Below are 19,500 nucleotides of genomic sequence, written 5' to 3'. Positions count from 1 at the left end.
TCCTGACCTGGGGCTCAGTCCTCCGCGCGGTCGGTGGGACCCATGGCCGACTCGGCGGCCTGTGCGACCTCCTTCCGCTGCTCCAGGAGCAGCGCCAGCACCTTGCCGACGTACTCCTCGGTATCGGACTTGGTGACGCCGAGGCCGCTGAGGACGCCGTGGCCGTTCTCGTGCTCCAGGAGGGCCAGCAGGATGTGTTCGGTGCCGATGTAGTTGTGGCCGAGCCGCAGGGCCTCGCGGAAGGTGAGTTCCAGGACCTTCTTGGCCTCGGGGCCGTAGGGGATGAGCTCGGGGACGTCGTCCGCGGCGGGCGGGAGGGCGGCGGTCGCGGCCTGCCGTACGGCGTCCAGGCCCGTGCCCTGCCTGGTGATCGCTTTCGCCGCCAGGCCCTCCGGCTCGGCCAGCAGCCCGAGGATCAGGTGCTCGGGCCGGCCCTCCGGGGTGCGGGCGGCCACCGCCTCGTTGTGCGCGGTGATGACCACGTTCCGCGCGCGATCCGTGTAGCGGCTGAAGCCCTGGCTGAGGTCGAGATCCGCGGACTCCTTGGGTACGAACCGCTTCTGCGCCGCCTGCCGGGTCACCCCCATGCTCTTGCCGATGTCGGTCCAGGACGCGCCCGAGCGCCGGGCCTGGTCCACGAAGTGACCGATCAGATGGTCGGCCACGTCTCCGAGGTGGTCGGCCGCGATCACCGCGTCCTGGAGCTGGTCGAGGGGTTCGGGGTGGACCTTCTTGATGGCCTCGATGAGGTCGTCGAGGCGTACGGACGCCGTGATGTTCCCGTTGGTCGCCATGTGTCAACCGTAGGTTGCACCCCTAGGACTGTCAACCGATGGTTGACAGTCCGGTTCGCCAGTCCCCGGTCCTCCAGCCCCGCCGGTCCTCCCGTCCTCCACCCTCAAGCTCCTCCCGTCCTCCGCCCCTCAGCGCGCCCCCGGCTCCTCCCGTCCTTCGCCCCCCAGCTCCTCCCGTCCTCGGGATTCTGCGGCTTTCCCGCGTTTTCCGCCGTCCGCTCGATGCGCGGCCGCGCGAAGGGCCGGGCGGGCTTCCGCTTCCGTATCCACTATCCGGAGAAGTTGTCCACAGCCTGTGGACGGTCAGTGCCCGTTGTCGGTCGGGCGTGGCACGATCGACGGCGTGACCAGCACTGCCAGTACCGTCGAACGGGCCTTCGGGGCCGCCCTCTACGACGACACCGACACGGGCCTCGACACGGGCGCCTCCCTGCTCGCCGCCGACTCCACCGCGGATGCCGAACTCGCCCTGCGCGGCCAGGAGTTCGTGGCGGCGGCCTGGCGGCGCGGCTGGCAGCCCGCCGACGTCGTGCGGCTGGTGCGGCGCGAGCTGGACGAGGCGCACATACGCCTGGCCGCGGCCCTGATCCGGGCGCAGGCCGGGCGGGACCGCTCGCGCGGGCGCCGCTGGGCCGCCCAGCTGGAGGCACTGCCGGCGGAGCCGGTCACCGACGCCGACCGCTTCTCGCACGCCACGGCCGTCCTGGAGCTGTACCGCCTGCTGCTGCGCCTGCCCACCCTGGAGCCGCTGCATGACGAGCCGCGCCGCGCTGCCGGGCCGGCCGCCTCCCGCATGCTCGGCCGGATCCGCGCGCTGCTCGCCAAGGCCGAGGCGACCGGTTACCCGGAGGAGGCGGAGGCGCTCAGCGCCAAGGCGCAGGAGCTGATGGCCCGGCACAGCGTGGACGAGGCCCTGCTGGCCGCCGAGGCGCCCGCCCCGGACACCCCCGGGGCCTGCCGGATCGGTGTCGAGCCGCCGTACGAACAGGCCAAGGCGGTTCTGCTGGACGCCGTGGCCACCGCGAACCACTGCCGCGCGGTGTGGAACGAACCGCTGGGTTTCTCCACGGTCGTCGGCTTCGAGGGGGACCTGGACGCCGTCGAACTGCTCTACACCTCGCTGCTGGTGCAGGCCACGCACGCGATGGCCAAGGCGGAGGCGGCCCAGAGAGCCGGCGGGCGCAAGCGGACCAAGACGTTCCGGCAGTCGTTCCTCGCCGCCTACGCCCACCGCGTCGGCGACCGGCTCGCGGCCGCGGCCGAGACCCAGGTCACCCAGGACCTGCTGCCGGTGCTGGCCACGCGCGCGGTGGCCGTCACCGGCCGGCTGGAGCAGCTCTTCCCGGAGACCACCACCACCCGGCTGCGCGGCGTGACCGACGCGGCGGGGTGGACGGAGGGTACGGCGGCGGCCGACCGCGCTCAGGTCAGGAGCCGGCACCGGCTTCCCTGAGCCGCGGTCCGCCTCAGTCCCCGACCTGCTGGAAGGCGCTGACGCCGGCGTCCGGTGCGGCCCCCTTGAGGGCGATGGGGCCGTAGGACCACGGGAAGGTGCGGGTGGTGGCGGAGCCGGGCAGGCCGACCTTCACCGTCTTCGCCGCCAGGCTGTTCCTGTCCGCCGCCTTGCCGCGCACGTAGGTGATGGTGAAGGACGCCGAGTCCCCCTTCGCGAGCTTCAGCTGCTGCGCCTTGGCGCCCTGGAGGACGGCCACCTTGTGCTCGGCGCCGTCGGCGTTCACCACGGCGCTCGCGAAGCCGTCCAGGGTGCAGGGGGTGCTCTGGTTGGTGATGCTGACGGGCACCTCTCCGGTGTCACCGGCGGCCGGGGCCACGCTTGCCGAACCGATCTGCAGCGACACCCCGCCGATCTCGCAGGCCGAGCTGTTCTTGTCGCCGCTGCCCCCTCCGCCGTCATCGCAGGCGGTGAGCAGCAGGGCGGCGGCGAGGGCGGTGACGGTGAGCGGAAAGGCGCGCATGAGGTCCCCATCGAGGTCGTGACGGTGCCCCTGCATCATCGCGCCTGCGCACCGGCCCCCGCCGCGCGCCCCTCCCGATTCACCGCTCCGGCCGCACTTCCGGACCACCGCGCCCGGGTGCCCCCAGCACCGCCGCCGGCCGCATCGGACGCCCTGGAGGAAGCCACTTCGCACGACGCCGAGAACCCTCATATCGGATGACGCCGAAAACCACCGCCCGGGGTGACACCGAGGGGCGCCGCTCCGGGTGACGCCCGGGACCGCCGCCTCGCACCGGCGGTGCTACGTCACTGCTGGGGGTTGCTCGGCAGCCCCGAAGGCAGCTTGCCGCCTTCCGCCCTGGTGTACGTCTCCTGCCCGAGCTTGCCCGACCAGGTCACCTTCATGGCCTTGCCGTCCACCGAGTCGACCATTCCGGTGGCCCGGTCCTTGCTGCCGTCGGTGCAGGTCAGGTGGATCATCCGCATCCCGGCCTCCGTGCCGGCGGTCCCACTGCACACGGTCCCGCCCGTCGCGAAGACCCCGGCCTTCTTCCCGGTGATCACCAGGGCCACCACCTTGCCGCCTGCGGTGGTGATCCAGCTGCCCTGGAGCTGTTTCGAGGCGCCGGTGACGGCCGGGGAGCCGCTGCCCGAGGTCGGCGCCGTGCTGGGGCTGGACGAGGAGGGGGCGTCCTTCGAACCGCCACCGCTGCACGCCGTCAGCGCCAGCGCGCCCGCCAGTCCCGCGGCCAGAGCCGCACTCCGCACTCTCGCAGTCGCACACGTCACCGGAAAGCCCCTTAGCTGTAGCGGCCGGCCGCCCGCCGCCGGACGGCCCGCAGCAAGCTACCAGCAGTTAGTTATCGGGTGGACTTCCGAACGCCGGGCAGGATCCGGCGACGGCACGAGCACGGCGGCGGCACCCGTGTTTCCGGGAGGAGGCGGCATGCGCACGGCGGCGGCACCCGTGTTTCCGGGAGGAGGCGGCATGCGCACGGCGGCGGCACCCGTGTTTTCGGGAGGCGACGGCACGCGCACCGCGGCGGCACCCGTTATCCCGGGCGGCGGACCGGACCGTCTATCCCGGGCGGCGGACCGGACCGTCACTGGACCCTGGAACAGGAAGGGCGCGGTACGCGTCTCTTCCTTGTGCGCGACGGATTCGATCCGGACGATCCGGTTCAGACGATGGCGTGGAAGATCATGAACGGGGGCCGGCGCGGACATGTCCTCCCCGCTCCTGGGCAGACGCTGGAACGGCTTGGGTAAAGCGCACGTCAAAGCCGTAACCGCGGTAACACCCCCTGTGCACGTGCATCTGCTCAAGCACCTGCACGTGAACGGGGTTATGATCCGGGTCAGTTGACTACAGCATCTATGGCCACTTCAGCCAGTGCACCAGCGGGGAGCGACCTGTGGACCGCGACGCTGACGGCGTTTACGGGGGGTACGACGTGTACAACGGCATGGCTGCAACGCAGCTGGACGGAGTGGCCTGGCAGAAGAGCAGGCACAGCAACTCGCAGGGATCCTGCGTGGAGTTCGCACGGCTGCCGGGGGGCGAGGTCGCCGTACGCAACTCGCGTTTCCCGGACGGCCCCGCGCTCGTCTACACACGCGCGGAGATCGAGGCCATGCTTCTCGGGGTCAAGGACGGGGAGTTCGACCATCTCATAGCGAGTTGACCGCCGGGCCGGGACGGGCGCCGTGGCAACGATGTCCATGGCCGCCGGAGTGCGGGTGGTGACGCGCGTAGACACTCCGCGTCGCTGAGAGCCGTGACGCGTCAGCCGGCCGGGCGGAGTCGGAACATCGCCCAGACCACCTTTCCGTCCAGGGTGCCCGCGAGCGGATGCCAGCCCCAGCCGTCGGCGAAGGAGTCGACCAGGAACAGGCCTCTGCCCGACTCGGCGGAGAAGTCGTCCGAGTCGCGCGGTACCGGCGTCTCATGGCTCGGGTCCCGCACGGCGCACACCAGCCGCTCGGTCCAGCGCATCAGATGCAGCCGCACGGACGTGCTCGGCTCACCGCAGCGGCCCTGGTCGGCCGGCAGTGCGTGGCGCAGGGCGTTGGTGACGAGTTCGGAGACGACGAGACATATGTCGTCGAAGCGGTCGCCGGCGTCCCACTTGTCGAGAGTGTCGCGCGTGAAGCGCCGGGCCTCGCCCACCGCCTCGTAACGGGCGGGCAGGGCGCAGGAGGCGGCATCGGACGCGGCCGTGGGGTCCAGAGGCGGAAGGCCCTGCCGTAACGGCTTGAGCATGGTCGATCCATTCGTCCCCATGCGAGGCACTCCCGGAATTCGCGGTCGTTGCGATGCAGCGGTGGCGCGGCACCATGGTTTCGGAAGCGAAGAGCAGATGCAAGGGCAGATGCACGTGCACGCGACCGAAATAGCCCTGCCCGTACCGCTTCTTGGCCATTTTTTCTGCCATCTTCGCCGCGAGTTCCGCCAGTGGTCCCGACCTCTTCCCGGTCGGGAGAAGCCAGAAACGGCCGACCTCTTTCCGTTTCCGTAACCGGACGAGTACTGCTCGAAGTGTTTTAGTGGCAGACTGCGGCACCTGAAGACGGTTGGGGAGGCTGGCGAACGTGAGCGCGGGAGAGCCCGGATCGGTGGTGCGGCGGATGCTGCTCGGCTCGCAACTCAGGCGACTGCGTGAAGCGCGCGGGATCACGCGCGAGGCCGCGGGATACTCGATCCGCGCCTCCGAGTCGAAGATCAGCCGGATGGAGCTGGGCCGGGTGAGCTTCAAGACCAGAGACGTGGAAGACCTGCTGACGCTGTACGGCATCACCGACGGGGCCGAGCGCGAGTCGCTGCTCTCCCTCGCCCGCGAGGCCAACGTGGCCGGCTGGTGGCACAGCTACACCGACGTCCTGCCCAGCTGGTTCCCCACCTACGTCGGCCTCGAAGGCGCCGCCTCGCTGATCCGTGTCTACGAAGTGCAGTTCGTGCACGGCCTGTTGCAGACCGAGGAGTACGCCCGCGCGGTGGTCCGGCGCGGCATGAAGGGCGCGAGCACCGCGGACGTGGAGCGGCGGGTCGCCCTGCGCCTGGAGCGGCAGAGGCACCTGCTCGCCGACAACGCACCGGAGTTCCACATCGTCCTGGACGAGGCGGCTCTGCGCCGTCCCTACGGCGATCGCGACGTGATGCGCGGCCAGCTCCAGCACCTGATCGACGTCTCCGAGCGGACCAACGTGCGGCTGCAGATCATGCCGTTCGGCTTCGGCGGGCACTCCGGTGAGAGCGGCGCCTTCACCATCCTCAGCTTCCCCGACACCGACCTGTCCGACGTGGTCTACCTGGAGCAGCTGACCAGCGCCCTGTATCTGGACAAGCGCGAGGACGTCGCCCAGTACGAGCAGGCCCTGAAGGAGCTCCAGCAGGACAGTCCCGGCCCCGGCGAGAGCCGCGATCTCCTCCGGGGTCTTCTTCAACTCTCTTGATACGCAAGTACGATGACATGTGATCAGACGTGGCGTAGATCTGGCCTCCGCTAGCGATTGAGGGATCACATGTCGTCCTACTTCATCGACCTGGCCCAGCAGTACATCGACGGCGAGTGGCGCCCGGGCAGCGGTTCCTGGGACGTGATCGACTTCAATCCCTACGACGGCGAGAAGCTCGCCTCGATCACGGTGGCCACGGTCGACGAGGTGGACCAGGCCTACCGGGCCGCCGCGCGCGCCCAGAAGCAGTGGGCCGAGACCAACCCCTATACCCGGCGTGCGGTCTTCGAGCGGGCCCTGCGCCTGATAGAGGACCGCGAGCAGGAGATAGCCGACCTGATCATCGCGGAGCTGGGCGGCACGCGCGTGAAGGCCGGCTTCGAGCTGCACCTGGCCAAGGAGTTCCTGCGCGAGTCGATCCATCTCGCGCTGCGCCCCGAGGGCAGGATCCTGCCCTCGCCCACCGACGGCAAGGAGAACCGCGTCTACCGGGTGCCGGTCGGGGTCGTGGGTGTGATCAGCCCCTTCAACTTCCCCTTCCTGCTGTCGCTGAAGTCCGTCGCCCCGGCTCTCGCGCTCGGCAACGGCGTCGTCCTGAAGCCGCACCAGAACACCCCGATCGCCGGCGGCACCCTGCTCGCCAAGATCTTCGAGGAGGCCGGGCTGCCCGGCGGCCTGCTCAACGTGGTCGTCACCGACATCGCCGAGATCGGCGACGCCTTCATCGAGCATCCGGTCCCGAAGGTCATCTCCTTCACCGGGTCCGACAAGATCGGCCGGCACGTCGCCACCGTGTGCGCGAAGAACTTCAAGCGGTCGGTCCTCGAACTGGGCGGCAACAGCGCGCTGGTGGTGCTGGACGACGCCGACATCGACTACGCGGTGGACGCGGCGGTCTTCAGCCGGTTCGTCCACCAGGGCCAGGTCTGCATGGCCGCCAACCGGGTCCTGGTGGACCGCTCGGTGGCCGACGAGTTCACCGAGCGCTTCGTCGCCAAGGTCAGGACGCTCAAGGTCGGTGACCCGCGCGATCCGCAGACCGTCATCGGCCCGGTGATCAACTCCACCCAGGCGAACGCCATCTCGGGCACGGTCGAGCAGGCGATCGCCGAGGGTGCCACGGCACTCGTACGGGGCACCACGACCGACAACCTGGTCGAGCCCACCGTGCTCACCGACGTCCCCGCCGGTTCCGCGCTGCTCCAGCGGGAGGTCTTCGGACCGGTGGTCTTCCTCATCCCGTTCGACGGCGAGGAGGAGGCGGTCCGGATCGTCAACGACACCCCCTACGGCCTCAGCGGCGCCGTGCACACGGGGGACATCGAGCGGGGTGTCGCCTTCGCCAAGCGGATCGACACGGGCATGTTCCACGTGAACGACGGCACCGTCCACGACGAGCCGCTCGTGCCCTTCGGCGGCGAGAAGCACTCCGGCCTCGGCCGGCTGAACGGCGAGACGACGCTGGAGGCCTTCACCACGATCAAGTGGATCTCGGTGCAGCACGGCCGCAGCGGCTTCCCGTTCTGACCCGGGCGAGCCTCGCGGCGCGACCACGCCGAGCGATCCCGCCGAGCGGCCTCGCCAGGCGAGCCTCGCGGCGCGACCACGCCGAGCGGCCTCGCCCAGCCGGCTCTCCAGACGGCCCCTTCCGGGCGGGCTCTCCGAGCGCCCGCCCAGCCTCACGCCGGCGGCCCCTCCACCCGGGCCGTGCCGGCGGGCTTTCCAGGAAACCGGAAGCCCGCCGGCCATTGCGGACAGGATCTGACCGCAATGGACCGTAGCGTCATCGGTGCCGGGGAAACGAGCCCCGGTGAACCGACCCCGAAAGGCGGCAGGCCATGGTCACTCACGTGCCCGCGGAGGCGAAGGGCGACGAGCGTGGAGCGCTGCTCGCGTTCATCGAGGAGCAGCGCGGCGGGATCCGCAGGGCTCTGCTCGGACTGACCGAGGAGCAGGCCCGCACCCGCCCCAGCGCCAGCACGCTGTCTCTCGGCGGCCTGCTCAAGCATGTCGCCGAGGTGGAACAGGGCTGGATCGCCCGGGCCGGGCGGAAACCGCCGGCGGTGCGGCGCGACGAGTCGAACTGGCACGAGACCTTCCAGCTGGTCGGTGACGAGACGGTCGCCTCGCAGCTGGCGTACTGGGAGCAGGTGGCCGCCGACACGGAGAAGTTCATCCGCTCGGCGCCGAGTCTGGACGACACCTTCCCGCTGCCGCCGGACCCCTGGTTCCCGCCGGAGAGCCGCGTATCGGTGCGCTGGGTGTGCCTGCACCTGATCCGCGAGACGGCCCGGCACGCCGGTCACGCCGACATCATCCGCGAGTCCCTGGACGGCAAGACCGCGTTCGAGCTGGTGGCCCTGGAGCAGGCGGGATAGCCGCACGGCAATAACCTGGACCGCATGTCAGCGATCCGTCTTCTCGTGCTGGGCGCGGTCCGCCGGCACGGGCGGGCCCACGGTTACCAGGTGCGCGGCGACCTCGAGTACTGGGGCGCGCACGAGTGGTCCAACGCGAAGCCGGGCTCGATCTACCACGCCCTGAAGCAGATGGCCAGGCAGGGACTGCTGCACGCGCACGAGATCGCGCCGTCCACGGCCGGGGGCCCGCCGCGTACGGAGTACGAACTCACCGACGAGGGTGCCGGGGAGTACTTCTCCCTGCTCCGTGCCGCGCTGGTCACCTATGACCAGCGCGGCGACATGAAGACCGCGGCCATCGGCTTCATGGTCGACCTGCCGAGGGCCGAGACGGTGGCGCTGCTGAGGGAGCGGGGCCGGCGGATCGAGGCGTGGCGGGCCTCGGTCACCGAGCACTACGTGCCCGAGGACGGCATCGAAGGGCTCGGCCACATCGGCGAGATCATGAACATGTGGGTCCACACGGCGGACTCCGAGGCCGAGTGGACCCGCGGGCTGGTCGAACGCATCGAGAACGGCGCCTACCTCTTCGTGGACGAGGGCGAGCCCTTCTCCGGCGTCCTCGCCGAGGGCCAGGAGAACCCGTACGCCACGGGGGAGCGGCACCCGGACGACCACCGCTGACCGGGTTCGGCCGACGGGACCGGGCCGTGCCCGTCAGTGGTGGAAGCTGGTGGCCGCGCCCTTGTCCGGGTTCAGCGGGTGCGGTTGCCGGCGCAGTTCCGGCAGCAGCCGGGCCAGGTCGTCCACGAACAGGTCGGCCAGGTCGTGGGAGAAGCCGTTGCGGCACACCACGCGCAGCACGGACAGGTCCTCCCGGTTCGCCGGGAAGGTGTAGGCGGGCACCAGCCAGCCGTTCTCGCGCAGTCGCCGGGAGATGTCGAAGACGTCGTAGGCCGTCACGTCGTCGGCCGTGGTGAGCGCGAACACCGGCAGTTCGTCCCCGCGCGTGAGGAGCCGGAACCCGCCGAGCGCCTCGATCCGCCCGGCGAGCGAGGTCGCCACGTCCCGCGTCGACTGCTGAACCGCCCGGTAGCCCTCGCGGCCCAGCCTCAGGAACGTGTAGTACTGCGCCACCACCTGGGCGCCGGGCCGGGAGAAGTTGAGCGCGAACGTCGGCATGTCCCCGCCCAGGTAGTTGACCCGGAAGACCAGCTCCTCGGGCAGCGCCTCCTTGTCCCGCCACAGGGCCCAGCCGACACCCGGGTAGACCAGCCCGTACTTGTGCCCGGAGGTGTTGATCGAGGCCACGCGCGGGAGGCGGAAGTCCCAGACCAGGTCCTCGTCCAGGAAGGGCGCCACCATGGCGCCGGACGCGCCGTCCACGTGGACCGGGACGTCGAGACCGGTGCGCTCCTGCAGGGCGTCCAGGGCCGCGCACAGGTCCGCGATCGGCTCGTAGGACCCGTCGAAGGTGGAGCCGAGGACGCCGACGACCCCGATGGTGTTCTCGTCGCACAGCTCGGCGGCGGCCTGCGGGTCCAGATGGAAGCGGTCGCCCTCCATGGGGACCAGCCGGGCCTCCACCTCCCAGAAGTTGCAGAACTTGTCCCAGCACACCTGGACGTTGATCCCCATGACCAGGTTCGGCCGGGCACTCGGGTACCGGTCGGCGTTCCGCTGCGTCCAGCGCCGCTTGAGCGCCATGCCGGCCAGCATGCACGCCTCGCTCGACCCGGTGGTCGAACAGCCCACCGCGGCCGACGGGTCGGGCGCGTTCCACAGATCGGCGAGCATCGCCACACAGCGCCGCTCCAGCTCGGCCGTGCGCGGGTACTCGTCCTTGTCGATCATGTTCTTGTCCCGGCACTCCCCCATCAGCACCCCGGCCTGCGGCTCCATCCAGGTGGTGACGAAGGTGGCCAGGTTCAGCCGGGAGTTGCCGTCGAGCATCAGCTCGTCGTGCACCAGCTGGTACGCCGTCGACGGGGGCAGGGGTGCGTCCGCCAGCCGGTGTGTGGGCGGGGCTTCGGCCATCCCGCCGACGGGGTTGGCCTCACCGAAGAACGGGTTGACCGACATCGTCCGTTCCTGGTGCTTCGCGGAACCTTTGTGCAGGGCCATGGACGTGCCTCCAGAAGGATGAGGATCAGCGGACCGGGGTGCCGTCCTCGCGCAGCTGCATCTGCGGGCGGCCCGTCACGAGCAGCCAGGCGGGCAGCGAGGCGATACACAGCACGGCGATGATGGCGGGCGAGGTGACCAGGACGGCGGCGGTGAACAGGCTCACCCAGCCCTGCCGGGTGATCGCCAGGAGCATGCCCAGGACGCCCGTGGCGACCCCGAGCGAGGGCTGGACGGCCGGCACCAGGGCGTGGGCGCACAGGCCCAGCGCGGTGCCGACGAAGACCGAGGGGAAGATCCGGCCGCCCCGGAAACCGCAGGACGCGGCGACCAGCAACGCGGCCAGTTTCACCACCGTCATCGTGGCGAACTGCCCCGCCGACCAGCCCTCGGGGTCATGGGCCAGCTCGCCGATCTCCGACAGCCCCTTGAACAGCGTCAGATGGCCGCCCACGGCCGCCAGGGCACCGAGGACGACACCGCCCGCCGGAAGCATCAGCATCGGGTGCCGCAGCCGCCGGAAGCCCGCGTGGACGTAGGGGAAGGCGTAGACGGCGCACATGCCGAGCAGGGCGGACATCGGGGCGATCACCAGCGCGGCCACCACGTCCTGCCAGTGCGGGTGGCCCAGGGGCGGCAGGCCCAGGTCGAAGGTCGGGTGGGCCACCAGGGTGGTCGTGATCGACCCGCACGCGCCCGCGGTCAGCGGCGCGAAGACGTTGTCCCACAGCTGCCCGCGCATCGGCTGCCCGGCCAGCGCCTCGGAGATGACCAGCGCCGCCGCAACCGGCGTCCCGAACAGCGCGCCGATCGTCGCCGCCTCCGCCAGCACCGGCCACAGGCTGCCCGGCGTCCGGGGCATCAACCGCCCCCCGAGCCAGGCCGCGAGGGCCACGTTCACCGCGATGATCGGGTTCTCAGGACCGAGGCTCGGGCCGCCCGCCAGCATCAGCGCGGTGGCCAGCACCAGCCCCGGCAGCACGACCGGCGGCATGACCGGGGCGTTCAGGCCGAGAATGGCCGGATCGGGACCGGCGTGACCGGGGGCCTTCCACACCACCAGCCCGACGGCGATGCCGGTCGCCACGAGCATCACGAACATCCACAGCACCGAGTACCGGCCCACGCCGAGGGCGTCCGGAAGGGGCCCCCACAGCACCTCCTCGAGCTGCTCCGCGGCCGTGCTCACCCCGATGAAGACCAGGCTCGTGACCACCCCCACGACGACGGCGGGCAGGATGAACGGCAGCAGAGCCCGTGCCGGCGCCGTCGAAGCGGTCGGCGGCGCCTGCTGTTCGGTCTCCTGGGCCACTGGCTCACCATAAACGGACAAAACACACACAACATCCCGAACGGAATCCCGCTTGCACCTCACGTGGCGTGAGGCCTCAGCGTGGCCGTCGTACCGAATCACCGACGTCAAGGAGCGGAAAGTGAGCTACTCCGTGGGAGAGGTCGCGGGGTTCGCCGGAATCACGGTGCGCACCCTGCACCACTACGACGAGATCGGCCTGCTGACACCGGGCGAGCGCACGTACGCCGGGCACCGGCGCTACAGCGACACCGACCTCGACCGGCTCCAGCAGATCCTGTTCTACCGGGAGCTCGGCTTTCCGCTCGACGAGGTCGCGGCCCTGCTCGACGACCCGGGCGCGGACCCGCGCGCACACCTGCGCCGCCGGCGCGAACTGCTGGCCGCCCGGATCGAGAAGCTGCAGCAGATGGCCGCGGCCGTGGAACACGCCTTGGAGGCACGCACGATGGGCATCGATCTCACCCCGGAGGAACGGTTCGAGGTCTTCGGCGACAAGGATCCCGAGCGGTACCGCGAGGAGGCCGAGCAGCGGTGGGGAGGCACGGCGGAATACGCCGAGTCACAGCGCAGGGCGTCCCGCTACACCAAGGAGGACTGGAAGCGGCTGCAGGCCGAGGTCGACGACTGGAGCGAGCGGTACGTCGCCCTGCTGGCCGCCGGGGAGCCGCCGGCCGGCGAGGCCGCCACGGACCTGGCCGAGGAGCACCGGCAGCACATCTCCAAGTGGTTCTACGAGTGCCCCTACGCCATGCACCGGTGCCTCGCCGAGATGTACGTGTCCGACGAACGCTTCAAGGCGTACTACGACGCCATGCGCCCCGGGCTCGCCGAGCACCTGCGCGACGCGATCCTCGCCAACGCGGACCGGCGCACGGCCGACGCCTGATCCCCGCCCGCGAGGGCCCGGTCACGGCTTTGGCCCGGGTCCTCGCACGGTGCATCCTGAAGACACCGGTGGAACCTGGGGCGGTCGGCTCACGTTGATAGCTTTGTGCGGCCCCCACAGGGAGCCGCCGCCGCCTCACCCCTTCAGGAGCCCGGACCCGTGATGACACTCGCCCTCGGCCCGAGCTGGCTGGATCCCAACTATCTGCTCCACACGTACAGCATCTGGGGTCTGCTGCTCATCGTCTTCGCCGAGTCCGGCCTGCTCATCGGCTTCTTCCTGCCGGGTGACTCGCTCCTGTTCACCTGCGGTCTGCTGATCACGTCCCACCAGCTGGACTTCCCGCTGTGGGCCGCGATCGCCCTGATCTGCGCCGCCGCGGTCCTGGGCGACCAGGCGGGCTACATGTTCGGCAAGAAGGTCGGCCCGTCCCTGTTCAACCGCCCCGACTCCCGCCTGTTCAAGCAGGAGAACGTCACCAAGGCACACGAGTTCTTCGAGAAGTACGGCCCGAAGTCCCTGATCCTGGCCCGCTTCGTCCCCATCGTGCGGACGTTCACGCCGATCATCGCGGGTGTCAGCGGCATGAAGTACCGCTCGTTCGTGACGTTCAACGTCATCGGTGGCGTCCTGTGGGGCGCGGGCGTCACCCTGCTCGGCTCCTGGCTGGGCAACATCGGCTTCGTCAAGTCCAACATCGAGGCGATCCTCATCCTGATCGTCCTCGTGTCGGTGATCCCGATCGCGATCGAGTTCCTCCGCGCCCGCGGCAAGAACCGGAAGGCGGCCGCGCAGCCCGCGCCGGAGGCCCCCCGGCAGCCGCAGCCCCAGGCCGCCCGGTACCAGCAGCCCCCGGTCATGGACGACGCCACGACCCGCCTGCGCCCGATCGCGCCGGAGCAGCCCTACGGCCACCAGCACGAGCAGCCGTACCAGCAGCAGCAGCCGTACGCGCAGCAGCCGCAGCAGCCCGACCAGTACTGGAACCAGGGCTACGACACCCCGCGCTACGACCAGCAGCAGTACGACCAGCAGCAGTACCCGCAGTATCCGCAGGAGCAGCACCAGCAGGAGCAGCACCCGCACCAGCAGCACCCGCACCAGCAGGAGCAGCACCCGCAGCAGCCGTACCCCCGGCAGTACGACCAGAGCCAGTACGACCAGAGCCAGTACCCGTACGACCACCGCAACCACTGACGGAGGCGGGCCCCGGAGGCCTAGAAGCCCCTGGTGCGCTTCGCGGCACGGCGCTTGCCGGCGGAGCCGACCCGCAGGAACAGCCGGGAGATCTCCGATCCCAGGTTGACCCCGATGGCGATGGCCATGGCCAGTGACGCGGCCTTGGCCAGCGACACCAGCCCCTTGTCCATCTCGTTCTGGGCGATGGACAGCAGCCCGAAGTAGGTCGCGGAACCGGGCAGCAGGGGCCCGATCGCCGCCGTCGTGTACGGCAGCGCCGAGGCGAACCGGTACCGCGACAGCAGCTGCCCGAACAGGCCCACGAGCCCCGCCGCCACGGCCGTGGAGGCCACCGGCGAGATGTTCCCGGCGTAGTGCATCGCGCCGTACACCGACCACGCGACGCCCCCGTTGAGCGTCACCCACAGCACGGTGGAGCGTTCCTGCTGGAGCAGCACCGCGAAGGTCAGCGACAGCAGCATCGAGGCCGCGATCTGCAGCAGCGGCCGGTCGGAGATGCCCAGCGCCGCGTCCGGGTTCAGCTTGCCGCCGACCTTCACGCCGAAGTACAGGACGACCAGCACCCCGGCGACGATGCCGACGAAGAAGTACATGACCTCCAGCAGACGGGCCGAGGCGGTGATGTAGAAACCGGTCAGGCCGTCCTGGACGCCCGCGACCAGGGCCCGTCCCGGCAGCAGCGCGAACAGTCCACCGGTGACCACGGCGGAGGCCTTCACGTCCACGTGGGCCAGCGCGAACGCCACCCCGATCGCCGCGGGCGGCATCGCCGCCACCGTGAACTGGTAGAACTCCGGCAGTCCCCGTCCCGCGCACAGCCACGCGAGCCGGTCGCCGAGCATCGCGCCCAGCGCGGCGGCGATGAACACGATCACGTCACCGCCGACCAGCACGGAGGCCGCACCGGCGAGCAGCCCGCCGGCCACGGTCAGCGCCCAGCCGGGGTAGGGGTGCCGGTTGCGGCGGATCTCCGCCAGCCGCCGGTAGGCCTCCTCCAGCGAGACGTGCGCCTCCGGGTCGGTCAGGTCGTCCACCAGCCGGAACACGGCCGCGAGCCGCGTGTAGTCGGTGCCCCGCCGCCGTACCGTCCTCGACGCCGTCACCGGGTCCTCGACCAGCGACGGCTGGTGCGAGATCGACAGCAGGGTGAAGGTCACGTTGGGTTCGCAGCGGTCCAGGCCGTAGGACCGGCACACCGCGAACATCGCGGCCTCCACGTCCTCGGCGCCCTCGCCGCCCGCCAGCAGCAGCTCCCCGATACGCAGGGTCAGGTCGAGCACGCGCGGGACGGCCGGACCCTCCTCCTCCACGCGCTGCACCAGTTCGGGGGCCGGCCGCTCGGTCACCGGCATCCGCAGCATCGCGCGCATCCGGTCCTGCCAGGGCGCGTCCTTCACCAGGCTCACCAGCGGCACCCCGGTGGGCGGGGTGAACGCTTCCAGCGCGGACCTGGCGCTGTAGGTGCGCGGCGCACTGAACGCCGACCCCTCCGCCTCCGGACTCGGCGCGGACAGCGCCTCCAGCCCCTCGGGGACGGAGAACTCGGAGGTCGTCTCCGGCTCACCGACCGTCCTGGGGACGTCCAGCCCCTTCGGAACGGCGAACTCGGAGGTGATCTCCGGGTCGTACCGTGCCTCGTCCGACCGGGACTTACGGTCCTCCGCCTCAGTCACCGCCTCCGTCACCTCGCACCGCTCCCTGAACTACACCTTCCGTAGGCCTCAGTATGCGCATCGATGCGCAAACGGGCCGCGCCACCCCATGCAGGGTGCCGCGGCCCGTGGAAGACAAACCGGCCGGTCAGTGGCCGCCCGACTCCTTGAAGCGCTTGTACGACCGCTCGATCTCCACCTCGGCGTCCGTACGGCCCACCCAGTTGGCACCCTCGACCGACTTGCCGGGCTCCAGGTCCTTGTACACCTCGAAGAAGTGCTGGATCTCCAGGCGGTCGAACTCCGACACGTGGTGGATGTCGCGCAGGTGCTCCACACGCGGGTCGGTGGCCGGGACGCACAGCAGCTTGTCGTCGCCGCCGGCCTCGTCCGTCATACGGAACATGCCGATCGCGCGGCACTTGATGAGGCAGCCCGGGAACGTCGGCTCGTCCAGGATGACCAGCGCGTCCAGCGGGTCGCCGTCCTCGCCGAGGGTGTTCTCGACGAAGCCGTAGTCGGTCGGGTAGGCGGTCGAGGTGAAGAGGCGACGGTCCAGACGGATCCGACCGGTCTCGTGGTCCACCTCGTACTTGTTGCGCGAACCCTTCGGGATCTCGATCGTGACGTCGAACTCCACCGGTGGCTCCTCCATGATCAACACATAGTTCTGGTGGTTAAGTGTCCCTCACGCAGACGTGTGATCGCGAAAGGGGCTGGTGTTCGTGCCAGAGCTGAGGCCTTGGCGAGCCGCGAGACCGCAGCTGGTGCGGATCGCGAACGCCGTACGACCGCGTCTGACGCGCGCCTCGACGGCCGCGCGACCGCGGATCGCGCGGCTGGCGAACGCCGTGCGGCTCCGGCCTGCGCACCTCCCCCGATCGCGGACCGTCAGGACCTGGCAGTACACCGCGGGCGCCGTGACCGCGGGCCTGGCACTGGCCGCCGGCGCGGTGACCGTGGCAGGCCCCTGGGACGCCAACGGTCAGCGTACGGCCGAGCGGGACCGGGCGGTCGCCCTGGAGCGGTCAGGTGGCACAGATCACGGCCGCTCCGACGGGACGGCGGTGGCGGTACGGCCCGCGCCGAGCGCCGCACCGGTCCTGACGGGCCTGGGCCGCACCACGGGCGCCGTCGGCACCAAGAAGGCCGGCCCCGGCGGAAAAGCCGTCCCGGACGTCCTGGGGCCCCTTCTGGGCGCCTCCGCGCTGGGCGACAGCCGTGCCGCGGTGGTCGTCGACGTGACGACCGGCGAACGCCTCTACGGCGCCGGCGCCGGCAAGGCCCTCACCCCCGCCTCCACCACGAAGATCGCCACCGCCGTCGCCGCCCTGTCCGCCCTCGGCGCCGACCATCGCCTCACCACCCGGGCCGCCCTCGAACCCGACACCGGCGAACTGGTCCTGGTCGGCGGCGGCGACCCCACCCTCACCGCCCACCGCAAGGCCGGCGGCTGGGCCGGCCTGCGCGCCCTCGCCGCCGACACCGCCGAGGCCCTCCACGAGCGCGGCATCGACAAGGTCACCCTCTCCTACGACGCGACGCTCTACTCCGGCCCCGCCCTGCACGCCATCGGCGTCAACGACAACCTCGCCGCCGTCAGTGCCCTGACCGTCGACGAGGGCCGCACGGACGGCTCCACCGGCGGCCCGGCGCCCCGCGTGAGCGACCCGGCGGCGGATGCGGCCGCCAGGTTCGCGGGCTACCTGCGGGACGCCGGCATCACGGCGACCTCCCCGGGCCCCTCCAAGGCCAGCTCCCGCGCCGAGACGCTCGCCACCGCCTCGTCGCCCCCGCTGTCCGCCCTGGTCGAGCGGATGCTGACCAACAGCGACAACGACATCGCCGAGGCACTGGCCCGCCAGACGGCTCTCGCCAGCGGCCGGCCCGGCAGCTTCGACGGCGGCGCCCGGGCGATCGAGGTCCAGCTGACGAAGCTCGGCCTGCCGATGGCCGGTGCCTCCTTCCACGACGGCAGCGGTCTCGACCGCGACGACCGGCTGACGGCCGGCCTCCTCACCGCCCTGCTGGTCAAGGCCGGCGATCCGGCCCGGCCCGGCCTGCGCCCCGTCCTCACCGGCCTTCCCGTCGCCGGCTTCACCGGCACCCTGACCCACCGCTACACCGACGGCGCCTCCGGCGTCGTACGCGCCAAGACGGGCACCCTCACCGGCGTGAACACCCTGGCGGGCACCGTGGTCGACACCGACGGCCACCTCCTCGCCTTCGCCTTCCTGGCCTCCGGCACGACCGACCCCCTGCAGGCCCAGTCGACCCTGGACAAGGCCGCCACGGCGCTGGCGGGGTGCGGCTGCGGCTGAGAGCGGATGGCTCGGGCGTGGGGCGTGGCGCGGGCCGGTGGGAACGGCCCGCTCCGCCGGGGTGCGGCAACACCGCGTGCCTGCCCGGCTCCCATGGCCTGCCCCAAGTGGGAACGCTCACGTACCGTTGACGCATGACTGGCTTCGGTGGCATCACATCTCCCGGGATGGTCGACTGGAACCTCGCGGTGGCGACCGCGACACGACTCGTACGGCCGGGCCCCGACGTCAGCCGCGAGGATGCGCGCGCCGTCGTCGCGGAGCTGCGCCGGCACGCGAAGGCGTCGGAGGAGCACGTCCGGGGCTTCACCCGGATGGGCACCGACGAGACCCACGACACGCCGGTGCTCGTGGTCGACCGCCCCGGCTGGGTCCGCGCCAACGTGGCCGGCTTCCGCGAGATCCTCAAGCCCCTGCTGGAGAAGATGCAGGAACGGCGCGGCGGCAACCCCGGCAGCGCCGTCCTCGGAGCCGTCGGCGGCAAGGTGACCGGCGTCGAACTCGGCATGCTGCTGTCGTTCCTGTCCTCCCGCGTCCTCGGCCAGTACGAGACGTTCGCCCCGGCCACCCGCGATCTGCCCGCCGGCGCGAACGGCGGCGGCCGCCTCCTGCTCGTCGCCCCCAACATCGTCCACGTCGAGCGCGAACTGGACGTCGACCCGCACGACTTCCGGCTGTGGGTGTGCCTGCACGAGGAGACCCACCGCACCCAGTTCACGGCCGTCCCCTGGCTGCGCGACCACCTCGAGGGCGAAATCCAGTCGTTCTTGGCGGAGACCGACGTCGATCCGATGACCTTCCTCGAGCGCATCCGGGATGCCGCCCAGTCCCTCGCCGGCGGCCGCCCCGAGGGCGAGGAGGAGGACGGCGGCCGCTCCTTCGTGGAACTGGTGCAGACCCCCGCCCAGCGGGAGATCCTCGCCCGCCTCACCGCCGTGATGTCCCTGCTGGAGGGCCACGCCGACTTCGTCATGGACGGCGTCGGCCCCAGTGTCGTGCCGACCGTCGCCGAGATCCGCGAGAAGTTCCAGCAGCGCCGCGCCAAGGGTGCCTCCCGCCTGGACCAGGCCCTGCGCAAGCTGCTGGGTCTGGATGCCAAACTCAGGCAGTACCGGGACGGTGAACGCTTCGTGAGCGCGGTCGTCGGCGAGGTCGGCGTCGACGGTTTCAACCGCGTGTGGACGTCGCCCAACACCCTGCCCACCAAGGCGGAGATCGCCAAACCGGCGGACTGGGTCGCGCGGGTGCACCGCCAGACCGGGTCGTGAGCGGTGCGGGGAGCCGTGTGACGAATCCGGCCGACGGCAGGCGAACGCCTCTCCAATCACCCGTCCGAGGGACCGTGAGCCATGGGTAGGCGTGCAATGCTCGGGGAACGGCCCGGCTCTGTCACCATCTACACACTCTGAGTGACCGACGTCGGGCTCACCCCCCG

The 19,500-nt window shown here is 71.0% G+C and carries 18 protein-coding genes; 10 read left to right on the top strand and 8 right to left on the bottom strand.

Annotated elements, in window-relative coordinates:
* Nucleotides 1-14: 14 nt before the first annotated feature.
* Nucleotides 15-794, bottom strand: coding sequence for a Clp protease N-terminal domain-containing protein (locus ACGFT2_RS29025; protein ID WP_393283666.1), 780 nt, complete (start codon nucleotides 792-794; stop codon nucleotides 15-17).
* Nucleotides 795-1,137: 343 nt separating this feature from the next.
* On the opposite strand from ACGFT2_RS29025, the gene ACGFT2_RS29020 reads away from it, so the two are divergent.
* A complete protein-coding gene (locus tag ACGFT2_RS29020; protein ID WP_393283663.1) occupies nucleotides 1,138-2,247 on the top strand; it encodes a DUF2786 domain-containing protein in 1,110 nt (369 codons plus the stop codon).
* 13 nt (nucleotides 2,248-2,260) lie between these two features.
* Here the strand turns inward: ACGFT2_RS29020 and ACGFT2_RS29015 are convergent, their stop codons facing one another.
* Together ACGFT2_RS29015 and ACGFT2_RS29010 are read right to left on the bottom strand one after the other, a co-directional pair.
* Complete coding sequence (locus ACGFT2_RS29015; protein WP_393283661.1) at nucleotides 2,261-2,770, bottom strand: DUF4232 domain-containing protein; 510 nt, start codon at nucleotides 2,768-2,770, stop codon at nucleotides 2,261-2,263.
* Between the two features lie 287 nt (nucleotides 2,771-3,057).
* On the bottom strand, nucleotides 3,058-3,540 hold the full coding sequence (locus tag ACGFT2_RS29010; protein WP_393283658.1) for a hypothetical protein: 483 nt from the start codon (nucleotides 3,538-3,540) through the stop codon (nucleotides 3,058-3,060).
* A 677-nt stretch (nucleotides 3,541-4,217) separates the two neighbouring features.
* On the opposite strand from ACGFT2_RS29010, the gene ACGFT2_RS29005 reads away from it, so the two are divergent.
* A complete protein-coding gene (locus ACGFT2_RS29005) occupies nucleotides 4,218-4,436 on the top strand; it encodes a DUF397 domain-containing protein (protein WP_048910258.1) in 219 nt (72 codons plus the stop codon).
* 101 nt (nucleotides 4,437-4,537) lie between these two features.
* On the opposite strand, the gene ACGFT2_RS29000 is transcribed toward ACGFT2_RS29005, so the two are convergent.
* Nucleotides 4,538-5,014 (bottom strand): ATP-binding protein, encoded by a 477-nt coding sequence (locus ACGFT2_RS29000; protein WP_393283655.1) that lies wholly within the window; start codon nucleotides 5,012-5,014, stop codon nucleotides 4,538-4,540.
* Between the two features lie 365 nt (nucleotides 5,015-5,379).
* On the opposite strand from ACGFT2_RS29000, the gene ACGFT2_RS28995 reads away from it, so the two are divergent.
* The 4 genes from ACGFT2_RS28995 to ACGFT2_RS28980 all read left to right on the top strand — a co-directional run bounded on the left by ACGFT2_RS28995 (nucleotide 5,380) and on the right by ACGFT2_RS28980 (nucleotide 9,251).
* Nucleotides 5,380-6,204 (top strand): helix-turn-helix domain-containing protein, encoded by an 825-nt coding sequence (locus tag ACGFT2_RS28995; protein WP_393284026.1) that lies wholly within the window; start codon nucleotides 5,380-5,382, stop codon nucleotides 6,202-6,204.
* A 69-nt stretch (nucleotides 6,205-6,273) separates the two neighbouring features.
* Nucleotides 6,274-7,734: an aldehyde dehydrogenase family protein gene (locus tag ACGFT2_RS28990; protein WP_393283652.1), complete on the top strand. Its 1,461-nt coding sequence runs from the start codon at nucleotides 6,274-6,276 to the stop codon at nucleotides 7,732-7,734.
* Nucleotides 7,735-8,045: 311 nt separating this feature from the next.
* Complete coding sequence (locus ACGFT2_RS28985) at nucleotides 8,046-8,585, top strand: DinB family protein (RefSeq protein WP_393283649.1); 540 nt, start codon at nucleotides 8,046-8,048, stop codon at nucleotides 8,583-8,585.
* Nucleotides 8,586-8,609: 24 nt separating this feature from the next.
* Complete coding sequence (locus ACGFT2_RS28980) at nucleotides 8,610-9,251, top strand: PadR family transcriptional regulator (RefSeq protein ID WP_393283646.1); 642 nt, start codon at nucleotides 8,610-8,612, stop codon at nucleotides 9,249-9,251.
* A 33-nt stretch (nucleotides 9,252-9,284) separates the two neighbouring features.
* Here ACGFT2_RS28980 and ACGFT2_RS28975 read toward each other — a convergent pair whose 3' ends face one another.
* Together ACGFT2_RS28975 and ACGFT2_RS28970 are read right to left on the bottom strand one after the other, a co-directional pair.
* Entirely contained in the window at nucleotides 9,285-10,691 is a 1,407-nt protein-coding gene (locus ACGFT2_RS28975) for a glutamate decarboxylase (protein ID WP_393283644.1), read from the bottom strand.
* Between the two features lie 25 nt (nucleotides 10,692-10,716).
* Nucleotides 10,717-12,003, bottom strand: a complete 1,287-nt coding sequence (locus ACGFT2_RS28970; RefSeq protein WP_393283641.1) for an ion channel protein — start codon at nucleotides 12,001-12,003, stop codon at nucleotides 10,717-10,719.
* Nucleotides 12,004-12,124: 121 nt separating this feature from the next.
* Here ACGFT2_RS28970 and ACGFT2_RS28965 point away from each other — a divergent pair, with 121 nt between their 5' ends.
* Together ACGFT2_RS28965 and ACGFT2_RS28960 are read left to right on the top strand one after the other, a co-directional pair.
* Nucleotides 12,125-12,892 carry a MerR family transcriptional regulator gene (locus ACGFT2_RS28965; RefSeq protein WP_393283638.1) on the top strand — a complete coding sequence of 256 codons (768 nt, stop codon included), beginning with the start codon at nucleotides 12,125-12,127 and terminating at the stop codon, nucleotides 12,890-12,892.
* Nucleotides 12,893-13,051: 159 nt separating this feature from the next.
* Nucleotides 13,052-14,089, top strand: coding sequence for a DedA family protein (locus tag ACGFT2_RS28960; protein WP_393283635.1), 1,038 nt, complete (start codon nucleotides 13,052-13,054; stop codon nucleotides 14,087-14,089).
* A gap of 20 nt (nucleotides 14,090-14,109) precedes the next feature.
* Here ACGFT2_RS28960 and ACGFT2_RS28955 read toward each other — a convergent pair whose 3' ends face one another.
* A complete protein-coding gene (locus ACGFT2_RS28955) occupies nucleotides 14,110-15,765 on the bottom strand; it encodes a threonine/serine exporter ThrE family protein (protein WP_393283633.1) in 1,656 nt (551 codons plus the stop codon).
* A 127-nt stretch (nucleotides 15,766-15,892) separates the two neighbouring features.
* Nucleotides 15,893-16,384, bottom strand: a complete 492-nt coding sequence (locus ACGFT2_RS28950; RefSeq protein ID WP_089099927.1) for an inorganic diphosphatase — start codon at nucleotides 16,382-16,384, stop codon at nucleotides 15,893-15,895.
* Between the two features lie 79 nt (nucleotides 16,385-16,463).
* Here ACGFT2_RS28950 and dacB point away from each other — a divergent pair, with 79 nt between their 5' ends.
* Together dacB and ACGFT2_RS28940 are read left to right on the top strand one after the other, a co-directional pair.
* Nucleotides 16,464-18,065 (top strand): D-alanyl-D-alanine carboxypeptidase/D-alanyl-D-alanine-endopeptidase, encoded by a 1,602-nt coding sequence (gene dacB, locus ACGFT2_RS28945; RefSeq protein WP_393283630.1) that lies wholly within the window; start codon nucleotides 16,464-16,466, stop codon nucleotides 18,063-18,065.
* A gap of 167 nt (nucleotides 18,066-18,232) precedes the next feature.
* Nucleotides 18,233-19,333: a zinc-dependent metalloprotease gene (locus ACGFT2_RS28940; protein ID WP_393284023.1), complete on the top strand. Its 1,101-nt coding sequence runs from the start codon at nucleotides 18,233-18,235 to the stop codon at nucleotides 19,331-19,333.
* Nucleotides 19,334-19,500 lie beyond the last annotated feature (167 nt).

Source organism: Streptomyces sp. NPDC048514 (assembly GCF_043199955.1).
Lineage (GTDB): Bacteria > Actinomycetota > Actinomycetes > Streptomycetales > Streptomycetaceae > Streptomyces.
This window is presented reverse-complemented; position numbering and strand designations above follow the sequence as displayed.

Bases quoted from the DNA above. Each gene is read 5' to 3' on its own strand.
- ACGFT2_RS29000 (WP_393283655.1), bottom strand. From the start codon at position 5,014: ATGCTCAAGCCGTTACGGCAGGGCCTTCCGCCTCTGGACCCCACGGCC.
- ACGFT2_RS29015 (WP_393283661.1), bottom strand. From the start codon at position 2,770: ATGCGCGCCTTTCCGCTCACCGTCACCGCCCTCGCCGCCGCCCTGCTG.
- ACGFT2_RS29005 (WP_048910258.1), top strand. From the start codon at position 4,218: ATGGCTGCAACGCAGCTGGACGGAGTGGCCTGGCAGAAGAGCAGGCAC.
- ACGFT2_RS28990 (WP_393283652.1), top strand. From the start codon at position 6,274: ATGTCGTCCTACTTCATCGACCTGGCCCAGCAGTACATCGACGGCGAG.
- ACGFT2_RS28980 (WP_393283646.1), top strand. From the start codon at position 8,610: ATGTCAGCGATCCGTCTTCTCGTGCTGGGCGCGGTCCGCCGGCACGGG.
- ACGFT2_RS28940 (WP_393284023.1), top strand. From the start codon at position 18,233: ATGGTCGACTGGAACCTCGCGGTGGCGACCGCGACACGACTCGTACGG.
- ACGFT2_RS28985 (WP_393283649.1), top strand. From the start codon at position 8,046: ATGGTCACTCACGTGCCCGCGGAGGCGAAGGGCGACGAGCGTGGAGCG.
- ACGFT2_RS28975 (WP_393283644.1), bottom strand. From the start codon at position 10,691: ATGGCCCTGCACAAAGGTTCCGCGAAGCACCAGGAACGGACGATGTCG.
- ACGFT2_RS29025 (WP_393283666.1), bottom strand. From the start codon at position 794: ATGGCGACCAACGGGAACATCACGGCGTCCGTACGCCTCGACGACCTC.
- ACGFT2_RS28995 (WP_393284026.1), top strand. From the start codon at position 5,380: ATGCTGCTCGGCTCGCAACTCAGGCGACTGCGTGAAGCGCGCGGGATC.